This window comes from Flavobacterium sp. 25HG05S-40 (genome assembly GCF_052654735.1).
In genome coordinates this window covers 1,962,247-1,978,663 of record NZ_CP199750.1, presented here as the reverse complement: position 1 = coordinate 1,978,663, position 16,417 = coordinate 1,962,247, and the positions used below count along the sequence as shown (strand labels likewise).

Here is a 16,417-nt window from a genome sequence, read left to right as displayed (position 1 = left end):
TAAAAATCCAATAATCTAAAAAAATGAACAAAACACTACTCATCATAAAAAGAGAATTTATTGCCAAAGTGCGTAATAAATCGTTTATCGTAATGACGTTCTTAAGTCCGTTATTGTTCGTTGCTATCGGCGTTTTCGTTGGTTATCTAAGTACGATGAAAGCCGAACAAAAAACAATCGCCATTCACGATGAAACCGGAAGATTTGTATCCGAATTCAAAAGCGACAAAGAATATAAATATCTCAATCTGTCTCAAGTTGATTTAAAAATACTTAAAGACAGTATCGTCAGTGAAAGCTATGAGGGATTTTTAGTCATCCCGAAAGTGGACGATAACACCAAGCTTCAAAAAGGCATCGAGTATATATCCAACGACAGCCCAAGTGTGTCCTTTATTGAAGATTTAGAAGATATCATTGCCAAAAAAATTACTGCTGAAAATTTTCAGAAAGCGGGTTTAGACACCTTAGCCATCAAAAATGCTAAAGCTGACGTGACTATTAATCTCGAAAAAGCTACTGGAGAAGAAACGCTGAAAGGCCTGAACGAAATCAAAATTATCATCGGTGGTGCTTTTGGATATTTAATTATGATGTTTATTATTTTGTATGGTAATATGGTCATGCGTAGCGTCATCGAAGAAAAAACATCTCGAATCATAGAAGTCATTATTTCCTCGGTAAAACCATTTCAATTGATGATGGGGAAAATTATCGGAACCTCTTTAGCCGGAATTTTGCAATTTCTAATTTGGGCAGTTTTAGGTTTAACAGCGATGTTTATTTTATCAAGCATGTTCGGAGTACAAATGGGAGCTTCAGCAGGAGTGCAAGCGCAGTCTGTATCGACTTCCGGAAGCGATATACAAATGTACATCCGTGAAATTTGGAACCTACCAATCGCTACCATCTTGATATCGTTTGTGGTTTATTTTATTGGCGGTTACTTTTTATACAGTTCGTTTTATGCCTCCATTGGTGCTGCTGTTGATAACGAAACCGATTCACAACAATTCTTATTACCTATTATCATGCCTCTTATTTTAGGCGTTTATATTGGATTTTTTACGGTAATCAATGACCCTCACGGAACTATTGCAACCGTATTTTCTATGATTCCGTTGACATCTCCGATAGTGATGATGATGCGTATTCCGTTTGGCGTTCCGCTTTGGCAGATTATAGTTTCGATGTTGATTCTTTTTGGAACATTTCTTTTAGTTGTTTGGTTTGCCGCCAAAATTTATCGTGTCGGAATTCTAATGTACGGTAAAAAACCAACATGGAAAGAGCTTATAAAGTGGCTTAGATATTAAAATACCCGACCTAACAGGTTTCTAAAACCTGTTAGGTCTAAATCCTTATAAAATCTTTATATTTTCTGCAGCTTATCTTATATTCTACTTATACCGAATGCCGTGACTTTTTTAAAAATTACAGCATTAAAATGTTAGCGTAAAATAGCCATTATATGAATAGCATTTTTTCGGTAACCACCATTTTCGTCCTTAGTTTTGCTGATTGCGATTTTATCTAGTATAAAATCATTGCATATCTGTTGCTGTTCCAACTTAGAATTAAATAGAAAATAAATTACTTTTGACAAATGGAAAAAACAATTAGAGGATTAATCGCATTTTTAATTTCCTCGACGTCATTCGGTCAAGACAAAAAAGAGTTAAAGTTAACTTTTTCAGGCTTTTTAGAAACCTATTATGCTTATGATTTTAATCAACCAATAACTGATGCAAAATTGCCGTTTATGTATAATTATAATAGGCATAACGAATTTAATATCAATATTGGATTGCTTCGGGCTAAAGTGGAATATGAGAATGCCTATGCAACAGTATCATTGCACTCAGGAACTTATGTAGACGATAACTATGCTTACGAAAAGATACAATATTTAAACGAGGCTTATATTGGGTTGTATTTAGATCAATCCAAAAAACAATCATTAGAAGTTGGAATTTTGCCAAGCTATATTGGTTTTGAATCGGCAGTAACGGCTTCCAATTTGACTTTAACCCGTTCTATATTTGCTGAAAATTCACCTTACTTTATGACCGGTCTCAAGTATACATATAAACCCAATTCGAAACTATCATTTTCAGGATTAGTTACCAATGGTTGGCAACGCATCAACAAACTGGATAAAAAAGTTTTACCGGCTTTGGGTTCGCAAATAATTTATAAACCTTCGGATAAATCAGTATTTAATTGGAGTACTTTTATAGGGAAAGAGTTATATAATAATGAATGGGGTATGCGTTATTTCAGTAATCTTTATTGGGATAAGCAATGGAATCCTAAATGGCATACTGTATTTGGTTTTGATTCAGGTATGCAAAATACCAACGAAAAACAATTGTTTTGGATGAGTCCCGTTTTGGTGGCTCAATACACTTTAGTACCAAAATGGCAAACCGCTTTACGAGCGGAATATTATCAGGATCAAGACAATGTTATAATTGCTGTTAATGATGAGTTCAAAACCCTTTCTTTGTCAATGAATATTGATTATCTCCTTAATGATAAAGTAAAATTTAGAACCGAAGCAAGATACCTCAACAGTCAGAAAAAAGTATTTGTAAATGAGTCTTCTTTAGTGAATGACAATTTCTTTTTAACAACCAGTTTGTCTTTTGAATTTTAAAATTGTCAGAGGTTTGCTGATTTGTTTCGAACATAATTTTAAAAAGGATATCCAATAGCCAAATTAAATATCAGGTTATTAGTGCGCCACGGACCACTTCCAAGGTTGATTTCATCAATAACCCATCGCTGACCATTAGGTAGAAAAGGTTTTCGAATGGGGAATGCCAAGTCGGTTCGAAGTACTAAAAAGTTAAAGTCGAAGCGCAAACCGGCACCAACACCTACAGCAATTTCTTTCATGAAATCTTTAGAAAATTGAGAGCCAGGTTTGTTTAAGTCTTTGTTTAAAAGCCATATATTCCCGGCATCCATAAAGAGTGCGCCATTTATAAAACGGTAAATCTTAGTGCGGTATTCGGTATTGAATTCGAGTTTTACATCTCCGGATTGATCGGGAATAAACTGACTGATTTCATTTGAACCATCATACGTTCCCGGACCTAAAGCTCTGGAGCGGAAAGCCCGTAAACTATTGGTACCACCAATAAAGAATTGTTTGCTAAACGGAATTTCATCAGAATTGCCATAAGCAAAAGCAACACCGGCGATGATGCGACTTTTAAGCTCGGAAGTTTTACTGAATTTAAAAGTATGTTTGAACTCATTCTGAATTTTGATAAATTGACTGAACGGAATATCAAAAACCTTGATGGTGTCTCCTTTTTTAATATCGCCACCCGTCAGTAATCCAGCAATGTTTCCCGAAAAATCGATACCGCCTTTGTAATAGAAGGTATTCTTTTTTCGTTTATTCATTTCGGTGTTGTAGGTGTAATTGTAAGTTGGTCCAAAAATCAACTGCTTGGCAATGACATTTTTTAGAGACGGATTCAAATCTACTTGTTCCTGATACAAATCGGTTACTTTCGAAGGTCTTGCATAGGTTATCTCGGTAATATTCAGCATGTGTTCCTTACGCTCATTTTCTTTCCACGCATAGCCAAAAGAACCTTTAAAAGTTTGTAGCGAATACAATTTTTGTCGGTTTTGAAATTCGTAACCAATAGTAGCATTCGTTCTTGGAACAAATCCGCTTGCCGATTTGATTTGGAATGGCGCAATGAATCGAGGCCAAGTTAAGCTTCCTTCGCCACCAAAACGATATACATTAAAGCCATTATTTTTGCCACCTAATTGTACTTCGATACCACCAAAGGCTGAAATGTTTAAGAATTCTGCACCGTGAAAGGTATTGCGATGACTCCAATTGATTTTCAATTCGCTTCCGGTGTAATTGGCCGAATTGGTTTTGGCTAAAAGTTCCACCCGAATCGATTTTTGAGGTACTGGCGTCAGATAATAATAAGCATCCAGATAATTACCAATCGTGTCCGCCACTTGGAACTGATTTTTCACAAACTTGAAATTCCCCAGATTTACCAAACGGTTTAGGGACAGATTATGATCAGTTCTGTTGTATAAATCTTCTTTTTTAAAGTATAAGGTTCGGTCCCAAATTCGGGGTTTGAATAAATCTTCATTCCCAATAATGGTAAAATCGTTATACTTTTCCGCTGTTTTTAGCGTGTCTACATTGAGCGAATAATTGGGGTAGATCACTATCTTATTGATTTTGTAAACTTTTTTGGCTAAGGCTGGAGCTTCATCTTTTACTTTTACAATCAAATCAACCTCATACTTCCCGACGGTGCTGTCTACCTGAACTTTCAGATAATCGGCATTCATATAAAAAAAGCCTCTTTCTTTCAAACGGGTATCGATTCGGGTTCGTTCCGCTTTGATAACCTCTAGATTATAAGGTTTACCCACTTTTAACAAACTTCGACGCTGTGTTCGACCTACGGCTGCACCAATGGCTGAAGAATCTGTTGGAAATTGTACCGATTTTATTTTGTATTGTTTCCCTGGAGTTACCACATAATTCGCTATCGCACGTTTTCCTTTTCTGGTCGAGTCTGCGCTAGTTCGAGTAGTAAAGTAACCGTTGTTTTCCGAGAAATTTTGTAACAGACTTCGGTTGTATTCTAAATCGACCTGACTGAACAAAACAGGGGCTTCTCCCATTTTATATTTTAACCAATGACGAAAGCCTTTTTCTTTTTTTACGTTTCCGGCAAGATTGTAAAAGAATAATTTTGGACGTAAACCCAAGAACTTTTTGTTCGGAACCGGACGAATAATTTCTTTCAGCTTCAGTTGCAGTGCGCGTCTTTCTTTTCGGGGAATAGTGCTGTCTTTTACGGTCACATTGCCACCAACGTAAAGCAGTTCGCCATCAGGCAAATGCTTGGTATTGCTGCACGAACATGCAAATAGTGCTATGAATAGTATGTAGGCTAACTTTTTAATCATTGGATTTAGTTGCAGCTTTCTGAGGTTTTTCGGTCTCTTTTTTGGAATGAAATAATTCTCTGAATTTGTTATAGTCTAAAGTGATCACAAACCCAACTCCGGTTTCAATAACCTGTCCTTGTAAGGCCACCTGATATAAGTTTTTGCGATAGGCTCTGAGTTTGTAGCGACCATCAGAAGTTAATATATATTCTCCGGAAATGTCTCCGGCAATAGTATTGGTTTCTTTGTTTTTCTGTTCCGGACCTTCAATGCCAAAGGTGCTTCCCACGGTAACTTTTAATCGGTCATTCAGCAATTTTTTAGAAAGCCCAACATTCAGATCTGTTTTGTTTTCGCGTTGTCCGGTAGTATAATCTTCATAGGAATCCAAATCAAAATCAACTTCAAAACCTTTTATCAAATCGCCAGCAAGATTATTTAATTGCTGAGATAAAATTTTACTGGCACTTTCTCTTGCCAAAGAAGAAGCTGTAGTTCCACCACTTTCGCTGGAAAAAGGGTCTTCACCGACAAACCGATTCAGTAATAGTAAGGCAAAAACCTGTTTGTTCAAATTATCAGGATCTTGGCGCAGCTGTGCTAGTTTAGCTTCGGTTTTGGTGATGATGTCGTTTGAGACGGAGTTATTTCCATCCGGAAGTGTAATGTCAAAAGTAATGTTAGGTTTCAGCAATTCACCTGTCATTTTTAGTTCGGTTTCAAACGGAATTTTTTGTTTGTAGGTATTTCGTTCTTCGGGCGTAAGCAAAGACAACTGGTTGTCTAACAAGTCAATTGGTGCTGTTGCTACTTTGTAGATAGCAGTAATATTAATATCGGCACTGGTCGGTTCTCCTGTCCAAAGAATGTAGCTTCCTTTTTTGATGTCAAATTTTCTTTTCACCAAATTAAAGCTCATTTCATAACTTCCTTCAGACAATTCATAACGACCGGTAAGCGTGGTTTTTCCAGATGGATCAATGCCTCCTGTTAGTTGCGCTTCGCCTTTCAGTTTTAGAAAATCGCCATTGGCTTTATCAATTACCATCGACAGTTCGGCTTCTTTATCCACTTCTATCGTAACCGATGCGTTAATTCCTTTGACTTCTGTTTCGGATATCGTTTCGTCTGTAGTCAGTGTAATCAATTTGGGCTGATCCTGATCGATAAACTCGACAATACCTTCCCGATCTGCAATGGACGGGTCATCTTGTGGTAATACAATCGTAAATTTAGTGTCTTTATTGATTTTTACATTGCCTTCAACATACGGATTATTCATCGTGCCTTTAACCAAAAGATGGTTGTCTAAAAACAATTCGCCATAAAAGGTATCGTTATCTTTAGCTTTGGAATTCACTGCTTTGAAATTATTGGCATCCACGACTAAATCAAATCCGAGATTGGTATAATCCTGATTGTTGATTTTTCCGGTTATCGTTAAATCGTTGTTCTTTTCATCTTTGATGGTGAAGTTATTCAGTACAATGGCATCCTCTGTAAAGACAATTTTATCGTTCATCGATTTGAATTTGGCGTTCAGTTTGGTAGCCTTAAATCCGATTTCGTTGAATTGTAAATCGCCGTTGAGTTTTGGACCAGCAGTATTTCCTGTAACCTTGAACTTTCCTGTAAAATAGCCAGTTCCATCGGTGATATTATCCATAGAAAACCCCTGAATACTTTTAAGATTCAGCTTTTGAATATCTAAATTCATATTCAAATGATCATCTTTCGCATGATAGGTTCCATCAAGATTCACCTGATTTTCCTGACCGGTGATTGCAACCTTTGTGGTGTACGTATTGGGAGTGTAATTGTGTATGTTAATGTAAATGGTTCCAACTTCTTCTTTCTTAAAAGCAAACTTGTCAATAGTCACATCGGCCGTAAAAAGCACTTTGGAAGTCAGGTTTTTAAACAAAGCCGTACCGTTAATCGTTCCGTCCATATCGATGTTTTTCATCTCGACGATATCCGTAAGCGTCATGATTTCAAAATCCTTAAAAGTAACTGCGAGAGGCGCATTGTTTGCTTGTGATTCCGATTGTAGTTTGAGGCTGTTGTTGTCTTTGCTGAGTTCAAAATTGTCTACATATATTCCGTTACGCGCTATTCTGATTTTATTGTCTTCGGAAAGCACCCAAGAGTCATAATTCAACAGCAGTTTTGTAGGGTCAAGCCAAAGCTCTTCGCCGCCATTTTTCGATTTGAGATTTCCGGCAATCAAATAACGGTCTTTTCGTTTATTGTCTTGGATTAGTAAAGTATAGTCTAGTACATCATCTGCTACAATTCCGGAAATACTAGTGCGGTTTAGCAACATCGTAGCATTTTTGATTTCGTCTACACTTAGGCTATATAACAGCGCATTGTCTTTGGTATTCATCGTAATCACACCGTTTGAAATAGTATTGGCACCATACACCAGCTTCGGAATAGAACCCTTCAAGACGATAGAGTCGTTTACCGAATTATATCTTCCGATAATGGAAATAGGCTCGATATTTTTCAACTCAGGAACTATTTTCATTAAAAGTGGTGTACTCTTTACATTGAGTTTAAACGCTAATTGCTGCTTACTAAGGGGCACATTTTTGGAAGTAGTTTTTAAAGTATAATAGTTTGAAATACTGTTTTTTACCGAATTGGCTATTGTGGACAATTTATATTTTCCGATAACTTCAGCATCGAGAAAGGGCGAATTCAAAACTATCGAATTTTTCTCTACAGTTGAAACCGCCATAACATTGATGGAATCTATAGAAAATTGATCTTTTTCATTAGCGATAATTAAATGATGCACGCTGACCGTTCCGTTCAGATTGTCCAAATCTCCCGACTGGATATCAGCATCGAATTGACCACGCAGTTTTAAAGGTCCGGCGTGTAAGTTCAATTTGTTTAAATCGGCGATGTCTACATTCAGATGAATTTTTCCGGCAGGATATTTATCTTTAAAACTGCCGCTGGAAACCAAGTCAAATTTTAGATTGGGATCTTTTAAGAAGGCACTAGCCTTGAAATAGCCATTGTTTATTTTACCGTCAACTACCAAATTCTGATACGTATAGCGATTGAAATCTGCTTTGATAATCGTCGCTTTAGCTACAGCATTAGCTGTTTTCAGTTGGAATCCAGTGCCTTTAATCTCGGTTTTCAATGATAGTGTTCCGATGGAATCGTTCTTCAATAATCTTCCTAAGTCAAAATTATCCAGTGTAGCCAGTACATTATAGTATTCTCTGTTTTTTGTTCTCCGATCCAAGGTTCCTTTTATTGTAGCATTTCCAGAACTGGTGATAAGATTCATATTGGTACTGAAATTCTTGATAGTTCCTTTAAAGGTACCTTTGGCGCTGAATTGAGCCGGAATCTGAATTGTATTCGGAATCGTTCCTTTGGGTACAAACCCATAAACATCTTTCGAAGTGGAGTGCAGGTCATTGATATTTAAATTATAATACGCTTTTTCGATATTGGGCAACCCTACAATCCATCCGCTGGCATTGATTTTAGTACTTCCGATGCCGCTAAGCTGAAGCGTTGGAATGGCCAAATTCCCTAGACTGCCCGACATTTTTGTATTCAATAAAACCACAGCATTTGGGCTATCCTTAAACGGATTGGTACTAGATAATTCAGGTGTAAAAAGAAGAATATCCTTAAAACTAACCCGACTTTGAGTAAGATTGGCCTTGATTTTAAGAGCCGCTGGGTTTTTCGAAAGCGATGCTATTGAGGGATACCCAACGATGATTTCGTTGCGTAAAGTCGTTTGTGGTGTTTTTAAATATAAATTCTTTAAATAGGCCACTTGTTTTCCATAATAGAAATTGGTTTTCAACGATTCAACACTAAGGCCACTTTTTTCATTCACTCGCAATGCAGTGATGTTTCCTGAAATGGTTTGCGGATTGTAAGCTAGTTTTTCTGCTTGAAAATTTAGGTTTTTCACGTTCAGATGTCGGTAGTCAATTCCTTTCTGAACCGCTTTTCCATTGGCATTGTCATACCGAAAATTGACTTTTTCAAAAACTACTTTGTTTACTTTTATGTTCCAGTTGTTGGGTGTTGCTGATGTCGTTTCGCTACTGTTTTGTATAATTTCGCCCATACGCAACGCGCCATTGGCATTAGATAATTTGATTTGGTCTAGATCGATAACACTCTTTTCCAAATCAAACGTTTTGACTTTTACCAGAAGTTTATCTAAAGCAATATTGGTGCTTAGTTTTGAGGCATCATCCTGATACTTTACCTTAATTTTACTTAAATCGATTGTACCAAGTTTGAGTTTTAAAGTAGGACTTTTTGTTTGTACTGCTTTTATGTTTTTGATGGTGTTACCGATTCCTTGTTTATAAGAAAACTGCATACCGTCTATTTTAAATTTGGGCACTTCAAAAATCATTTGATTTAAGTCAAAGGTTTTGATTCGGGTATCTAAATGATTTATATTTAGATAGACATCATTTTTAGAAACAGCATCGGTATAACGGATTTTAACTTTGTCAAGCTTGATTTTATCCATAGAAAATTCCATTGGAGGCGAATCATCATCTTGCTTTTCGGGTGATTGGAATGCTTCAATTATATAATCAAAATTGAACTGAGATTGACTATTACGGTCAATGCGAGCAACGACGCCTTCTAATTCCACTGAATTAATTTCGATCTTGTTGTTGAATAGTATTCCGTACAGATTTAGGTTTGCCGCGATTCTTCTTCCGGCTAAAAGCGTGTCTTTTTTTTGGTCTTCAATATAGATACCTTCCAAAACAACATCTTTTGGAAAACCAATCCGAACCTTCTCAAGAGTAACTTTTGTTTTGATTTTACTTTCTAAATAGGCAACGGCTTTGTCTTTAGAATAGCGTTGTACGGCTGGAATTTGAAGCGCAACAACGAGCAACAGGACTAATCCTATTATGGATAACAGCATCCAAAGAAGAATTCTAATCCCTTTTTTAAAGTATTTTTTCAAACCGTAATTATATTGATTTACCAAAATTTACTCCAAAGATGGTCGTTTTATTAAGTAAATCCTTTATATAATTATCTTAAAACATTACAAGATTTTTAGCAGTCGGCCATATTTACTGCAACAGCTAAACCTCCTTCAGAGGTTTCTTTGTATTTGGAATTCATGTCTTTAGCGGTTTTCCACATCGTTTCAATTACTTTGTCCAACGGAACTTTGGCATTTTTAGCATCCGTTTCCATCGCTAGTTCGGCAGCATTAATCGCTTTTATAGCACCCATAGTATTGCGTTCTATGCACGGAATCTGAACCAAACCACCAATAGGGTCACAGGTCATTCCGAGATGATGTTCCATGGCAATTTCGGCAGCCATTAACACCTGATCTGGAGTGCCACCCATTACTTCACATAAAGCAGCAGCAGCCATCGCAGAAGAAACGCCAATTTCAGCCTGACAACCGCCCATTGCCGCTGAGATAGTGGAGCCTTTTTTGAAAATACTACCAATTTCACCTGCAACCATCAGGAACTGCTTGATTTCTTTTTCGCCTGCCTGATGATTTTCAATTACGAGATAATACATCAATACAGACGGAATCACACCGGAACTTCCATTGGTAGGTGCTGTTACAACTCTTCCTAAAGCAGCATTCACCTCATTGACCGCCAAAGCAAAACAAGAAACCCATTTTAATATCTGACGAAACTTTACTTCGGTTTTTCGGATAGTTTCCAGCCATTCTTGCGGATTGTTATAATTTGATAAGCCAATTAAACCCTGATGCATGTCAAAAGCGCGCCTTCTTACGTTTAAGCCACCAGGTAAAATACCTTCCGAATGACATCCGATAAACATACACTCTAACATCGTTTCCCAAATGCGCATTAGTTCCTGATGAATTGCTGCTTCACTGCGCATCGATTTTTCATTCTCATACACAATTTCAGAAATCGATTTATTGAGGGTTATGGTGTATTGCAACAATTCTTCCGCATTCTGGATAGGATAAGGGAACGCACATTTGATTTCCATTTTCTTTTTGGCATTGACACGCTCTTCTTTGACAACAAAGCCACCACCAATCGAGTAAAAAGTCGAGGTATATTCGCTATTGTCATCAAGATACGCTGTAAAGGTTAAGCCATTGGCATGAAACGGCAGAAAGTTTTTATTAAACATAATATCCTGCAAAAAATAAAAAGGGATCACCACTTTATTTCCGAGGTGGATTTCGTTAGTATCTTCAATTCTTTTTATGATTCCCGCAATATCCTGTACCGGAATATATTCAGGATCTTGTCCGCTTAGCCCAAGCATTACGGCTAAATCAGTGGCGTGACCTTTTCCGGTTAACGAAAGCGAACCGTATAAATCTACTTTAACACGTTTGATTTTATCGAATAGATTTTCGGTTTGTAATTCGGATAAAAAGCGCTCGGCAGCACGCCAAGGCCCAAGAGTGTGTGAACTTGATGGTCCGACACCTATTTTGAGCATATCAAAGACGGAGATGCATTCTTCCATGAACTATATCGATTTAGTTAAGGCAAATATAATCCAAACAAATAAGTCCGCTCAACATCATTTTGAATTATTATTATTTTTTTTCCGCTTGTGAGTAGGGTATATCAAGTTCCTCTTGTTTTAGCATCACAAACAATAAATCTATAAAAATGAAAAACGTAAAAACAGTACTCGGAATTATTCTTTTATTATTAGTGGTAACGGCATGTTCTAGGGACAGTGCATCTAGTGATACCACGATGAAAATTGTAGCCAGAGCTACTTATGACAACACGGGCGCTGGTAAAGTGTCACCAACAGGAGAAGTTATCAACAGTACTGTGGTATTGACTAGTTTTAAAATCAACATCAGAGAAATTGAATTCAAATTTGCTGAATCTGATGACAATGATGACAACGATGATGACAACGGAGGAAATGATGGTGATGATGACAATGACGGATTTTATGATGGTGATGACGAAGTAGAATTGAGAGGACCTTGGGAACTTGATTTACTAAACCAAACGGCTCTTGTGACTACAGTTACTATTCCAAACGGAACGTATGAAGAAGTTGAGTTTAAATTAAATAGAAGCAACGTAAGCACTTCTCCTATGTTTAACAGAACGGTTGAAATTAGAGGAACTATTGATGGTACTCCTTTTGTTTTCTGGCATAGTTTTGAAGAGGACTTTGAAATTGATTACGAAGACAATGCTCAGAATTTAGTGGTTAGCAATAATTCTTTTGATTTGATTTTGAATATTGATTTGAATTTATTGATGAGTCAAGTAGATTTAAGTTCGGCAGTAGATGGTGACGGAGATGGCGTTATTGAGATAGGACCAAACGATACCGATGGTAACAATTCATTAGCCAATTCAATCAATGACCGTATTGAAGATTGCACCGACATGGATGACGATAACGACTAATTCATTTCCTTAATTATAACTGAAAACCACCTTTATTTAAAGGTGGTTTTTTTATCTTTGGAAACAGATACTGATTATTCACATTAAACCAATAGTATGAGTTTTTTCAAAAATGTTTTCGGAGCTTCTGATGAAAATGAGACTGTACAATTCCCATGGATTTTTATAACAGATTTAGGCCAACTAAACGAGATTTTGACGGTTTCAACGGATAAAACAGTAGTCATTTTTAAGCATAGTACCAGCTGTTACATCAGTAAAACTGCTTTAAAGCAATTTGAAAGAGAATTTGTTTTACACAATGACATTGTCCCGTATTACCTGGATTTGTTGCGTTACAGACCGATTTCTAATGAAATAGCATCTCGATTTGAAGTACAGCATCAATCACCACAAATTATAGTTATTAAAAACGGAAAGGCTATCTATACCGCTTCGCATGAAAATATAGACGCCATTATGCTGGAGCGTTTTATTTAAATAAAAATCCCTCTCAAGGAGGGATTTCTTTTTTAGCGTCTGAATTTATTTCGGACAATAATATCTTTCAATTTGGCTTTTAAATCGTTTCCGGTGTCAAAAACCATTTGTTCATTACTAGGGAAAGGCATTGGTTTTTTATTGAAATTACTGTAGTAACTTTCTTCACAAGCACGTTTGTCACCTTTGTACTTGGAATACATATGACTAAACACAAATTCACTTGCTAACGGAAAGGTTTCAATCAACTGATTGTTTTTAAAATTGATATAATCTACTTTGGCGGTTACCTGACAAGCTTTTACTTGAGAAAACTCATATATGCTGATGCGAACGGTTTTCATATTATCCACTTTTATAGGATTACCTAAACTATCCTTTACAACATTTCCGTTAGCATCCAAAAGGTTTTTAACACCATCTTTGATAAGTTTTTCTTTGTCGAATTGTTTTTCTTTGACTTGTTCAGGAGAAATATTGATTTGTCTGAAATTGACAATCAGACCATAATCGTAGTCAATTCCTTTTTGGCGGTTGCTGTGATATAGCGTCCATTTGTCGTTCAAACCATAGGTGCTGAAATCCAATAAATCATCCTGAAGTCGGGTAGGAATAACCATATTGGTTTCGTTTTTTGTATAAACGCTCACGAAATCAGTTCCTTTAAATTTGGCTTCATCGGTTAATTTGGCGACATCTTTGAAACCAGGATTGATACTTTCCAAATACACCAAATCATCATAGGCACGACGAAGCACCATTTTATCTTTATTGGCCAACAAAGCTTTGGAATTGTCGTACAGATATTTAGACAAAGCGTTTTTACTGCTTACAATCTGATCGGTGTAATCGTCAAAAGGAAAAATAGCGTCTCTGCCTTCTTTTAATAATTTTAGAGGAAGCAACGGACGAATCTGTTCTTGACGGTTATTTAACTGCAAATAAGTGTTGTAAATTTTCTCTAAGTTTTGTGGATTCGCATCTTTAAACCAACCGTTGATATTTCTTAAATCACGTTCTTTAGCTTTAGCAAATGCTTCTTCGAGCATATAGACATAGTCTTGTTTCCCTTTCGCATTTTTGTTACCACGCAAGCCGTCAACGGCATTGTTTATAGCGGCATCATAATCACCAGAGGTTAATAATTCTCGGGTTTGCTTAACGCCACAGGAGGAAATGATTAGAAATAAGGCCAGGAGAGCAGTAATTTTTTTACTCATGCAAGTTGTTTTTTGGTATTAATGAATCTTCGATTTCATCGGTTTGATTTTGTTGCAACAAATGTAAAAAAATCAATTAAGAAACTGCTTCAAATCTTCGTAAGTGCTGATTTTAGTACGTACTTTTTCTTTACCCAACACTCCTTCAATCTGTTTCGGAATTGGTAATTTTAAATTTAACAAAGGCTCTACAACATCTAAAAATTTAATAGGATGGGCTGTTTCCAGAAATACTCCAACACTATTTGGTTGTTTTACCATTTCTTTTTTCAATCCCAAATACCCCACGGCGCCATGAGGTTCGGCAATATAATTCGTTCTGTTGAAGATGTCCTTGATCGCTTCTTCAGTTTCAGCATCGGTGTAACTGTATGAGGAAAAATCTTTTTCAAATTCGCTTAAATCGTTGTTGTATAATTCTTGAATTCGGATAAAATTACTCGGATTCCCGACATCCATGGCATTGGAAATTGTGGCAACAGATGGCTTAGGATCGTAATTTCCTTTTTCTAAAAATCTCGGAACAGTATCATTGGCATTGGTTGCTGCAACAAAGTGAGCTATGGGTAAGCCCAATCTTTTAGCCATGATTCCGGCACAAATATTTCCGAAATTCCCGCTCGGACAAGACAGGATAATCGGTTTATTGTGTTTTTTTAATTGTTGGTAGGCAAAGAAAATATAGAACATCTGTGGTAACCAACGGGCAATGTTTATCGAGTTGGCAGAAGTCAGGTTTTTGTGTTTCAGACTTTCATCCATAAAGGCCTTTTTGACCATATCCTGACAATCGTCAAATACACCGTCGACTTCTAAAGCTTTGATGTTTTGACCTAAAGTTGTGAGTTGTCGTTCCTGAATGTCACTGACTTTTCCAGAAGGATATAAAATAATGACTTCTACACCTTTTACACCCAAAAAACCGCTGGCAACAGCACCGCCGGTATCTCCGGAAGTAGCAACCAAAACCGTGTTTTGAATATCTTTATCTCTATTGAAATAACCCAAACATCTCGACATAAATCGGCCGCCGACATCTTTAAATGCCATGGTTGGTCCGTGAAATAATTCTAATGAAAAGACATTTTCTTCTACCGGAACACAAGGAAAATCAAAGCATAAGGTTTCGGCTATGATTCGTTTGAGTTCCGTTTCCGGAATCTCATCACCCACAAATTGTTTGATGGCTTCAAAAGCAATTTCAGTATGAGAAAGATTTTCAATGTTAGTAAAGAAAGAATCGGGTAGAGGAGCGATGTTATCTGGAAAATATAAACCTCTGTCGGGCGCTAAACCAGCCACAACAGCTTCTTCAAAACTAACTTTATGCGATTTGTTATTTAAACTAAAATATTTCATTTTGTAACTACTTCTTATATGATTTTTGTTCCTTCATCATTCACTTTCGAAATATGGATATCAAAAGCGATTCCGTTAGCCGCGTATGCATCGTTCATACTTTTAGCAACAGTATTGGCAATGGTTTCGCCTTTACATAAAGCAAAAATGGATGGACCAGCTCCTGAAATCCCGGAACCTAAAGCACCACTCTCTAATGCAGCATTTTTAACGTAATCAAAATTCGGAATCAAATGCTTTCGTGCAGGTTCTACAATAACATCCTGCAATGAGCGACCAATAAGTCCGTAATCCTTTGTGTATAACCCGGCTATCAATCCACCTAAATTCCCCCATTGCGTAATAGCATTTTTCAGCGAAACATCGGGTTTTAAAACGGCACGTGAATCGGATGTTTTAACTTCTATATGTGGATGAAGTACTACTGCGAAGAGTTCTTCTGGACTCTCAATTTTAATAACATCTAACGGATTATAACCGCGAACTAAGGTAAATCCCCCTAGAACACAAGGCGCAACATTATCAGCATGTTCACTGCCGCTGGCTACCACTTCACCTTTCATGGCAAAATAAACAAGTTCGTGTTTTGTAAACGGTCTGCCCAAGAGTTCATTAATACCAAATACTGCTCCGGCTGCACTGGCAGAAGAACTCCCAATGCCACTTCCTGCTTTTATTTTTTTATGGATTTCGATTTCAAATCCGAAGTCGGTTTGTGTAGCGTTTAGTAATGCTAAACCTGCAACACCAGCTACGTTTTTTTCGGTTTCCAGAGGCAAATCGGCACCAGTTATTTTGGTGATTTTGATGCCTTTTTCAGAAACTTTTCTAATAATCATTTCATCACCAATACCGTCCAAACACAAACCCATTACGTCAAATCCGCAATTGAGATTCGCAATAGTGGCGGGGCAGAATATTTTTATTTCAGTCATAAAGTCTAAAGTCTAAAGTCATAAAGTCTAAAGTCATCAA

General features: G+C 36.9%; 10 protein-coding genes. 4 read left to right on the top strand and 6 right to left on the bottom strand.

Annotated features, from left to right (window positions below):
• The first annotated feature begins 23 nt into the window (after positions 1-23).
• Together ACULEU_RS08555 and ACULEU_RS08550 are read left to right on the top strand one after the other, a co-directional pair.
• Positions 24-1,316: an ABC transporter permease gene (locus tag ACULEU_RS08555; protein WP_445452185.1), complete on the top strand. Its 1,293-nt coding sequence runs from the start codon at positions 24-26 to the stop codon at positions 1,314-1,316.
• A 290-nt stretch (positions 1,317-1,606) separates the two neighbouring features.
• Positions 1,607-2,659, top strand: a complete 1,053-nt coding sequence (locus ACULEU_RS08550) for an outer membrane beta-barrel protein (protein ID WP_445452184.1) — start codon at positions 1,607-1,609, stop codon at positions 2,657-2,659.
• Positions 2,660-2,697: 38 nt separating this feature from the next.
• On the opposite strand, the gene tamL is transcribed toward ACULEU_RS08550, so the two are convergent.
• From tamL to ACULEU_RS08535, 3 genes are all read right to left on the bottom strand, one after another.
• Entirely contained in the window at positions 2,698-4,974 is a 2,277-nt protein-coding gene (tamL, locus tag ACULEU_RS08545) for a translocation and assembly module lipoprotein TamL (RefSeq protein ID WP_445452183.1), read from the bottom strand.
• On the bottom strand, positions 4,967-9,943 hold the full coding sequence (locus tag ACULEU_RS08540) for a translocation/assembly module TamB domain-containing protein (RefSeq protein WP_445452182.1): 4,977 nt from the start codon (positions 9,941-9,943) through the stop codon (positions 4,967-4,969). The genes tamL and ACULEU_RS08540 overlap by 8 nt, the downstream gene beginning before the upstream one ends.
• Positions 9,944-10,038: 95 nt before the next feature.
• Positions 10,039-11,466, bottom strand: a complete 1,428-nt coding sequence (locus ACULEU_RS08535) for an L-serine ammonia-lyase (RefSeq protein WP_445452181.1) — start codon at positions 11,464-11,466, stop codon at positions 10,039-10,041.
• 149 nt (positions 11,467-11,615) lie between these two features.
• Between ACULEU_RS08535 and ACULEU_RS08530 the strand changes: the two genes are divergently transcribed.
• Together ACULEU_RS08530 and ytxJ are read left to right on the top strand one after the other, a co-directional pair.
• Positions 11,616-12,383: a hypothetical protein gene (locus ACULEU_RS08530; protein ID WP_445452180.1), complete on the top strand. Its 768-nt coding sequence runs from the start codon at positions 11,616-11,618 to the stop codon at positions 12,381-12,383.
• Positions 12,384-12,479: 96 nt separating this feature from the next.
• Positions 12,480-12,863 (top strand): bacillithiol system redox-active protein YtxJ, encoded by a 384-nt coding sequence (ytxJ, locus tag ACULEU_RS08525; RefSeq protein ID WP_445452179.1) that lies wholly within the window; start codon positions 12,480-12,482, stop codon positions 12,861-12,863.
• 32 nt (positions 12,864-12,895) lie between these two features.
• Here ytxJ and ACULEU_RS08520 read toward each other — a convergent pair whose 3' ends face one another.
• From ACULEU_RS08520 to ACULEU_RS08510, 3 genes are all read right to left on the bottom strand, one after another.
• The gene (locus ACULEU_RS08520) at positions 12,896-14,083 is read right to left on the bottom strand and encodes a hypothetical protein (protein ID WP_445452178.1); all 1,188 of its coding nucleotides are present in this window, start codon (positions 14,081-14,083) and stop codon (positions 12,896-12,898) included.
• A 72-nt stretch (positions 14,084-14,155) separates the two neighbouring features.
• Positions 14,156-15,442: a threonine synthase gene (gene thrC, locus ACULEU_RS08515; protein ID WP_445452177.1), complete on the bottom strand. Its 1,287-nt coding sequence runs from the start codon at positions 15,440-15,442 to the stop codon at positions 14,156-14,158.
• A gap of 14 nt (positions 15,443-15,456) precedes the next feature.
• Entirely contained in the window at positions 15,457-16,377 is a 921-nt protein-coding gene (locus tag ACULEU_RS08510) for a homoserine kinase (RefSeq protein ID WP_445452176.1), read from the bottom strand.
• Positions 16,378-16,417 lie beyond the last annotated feature (40 nt).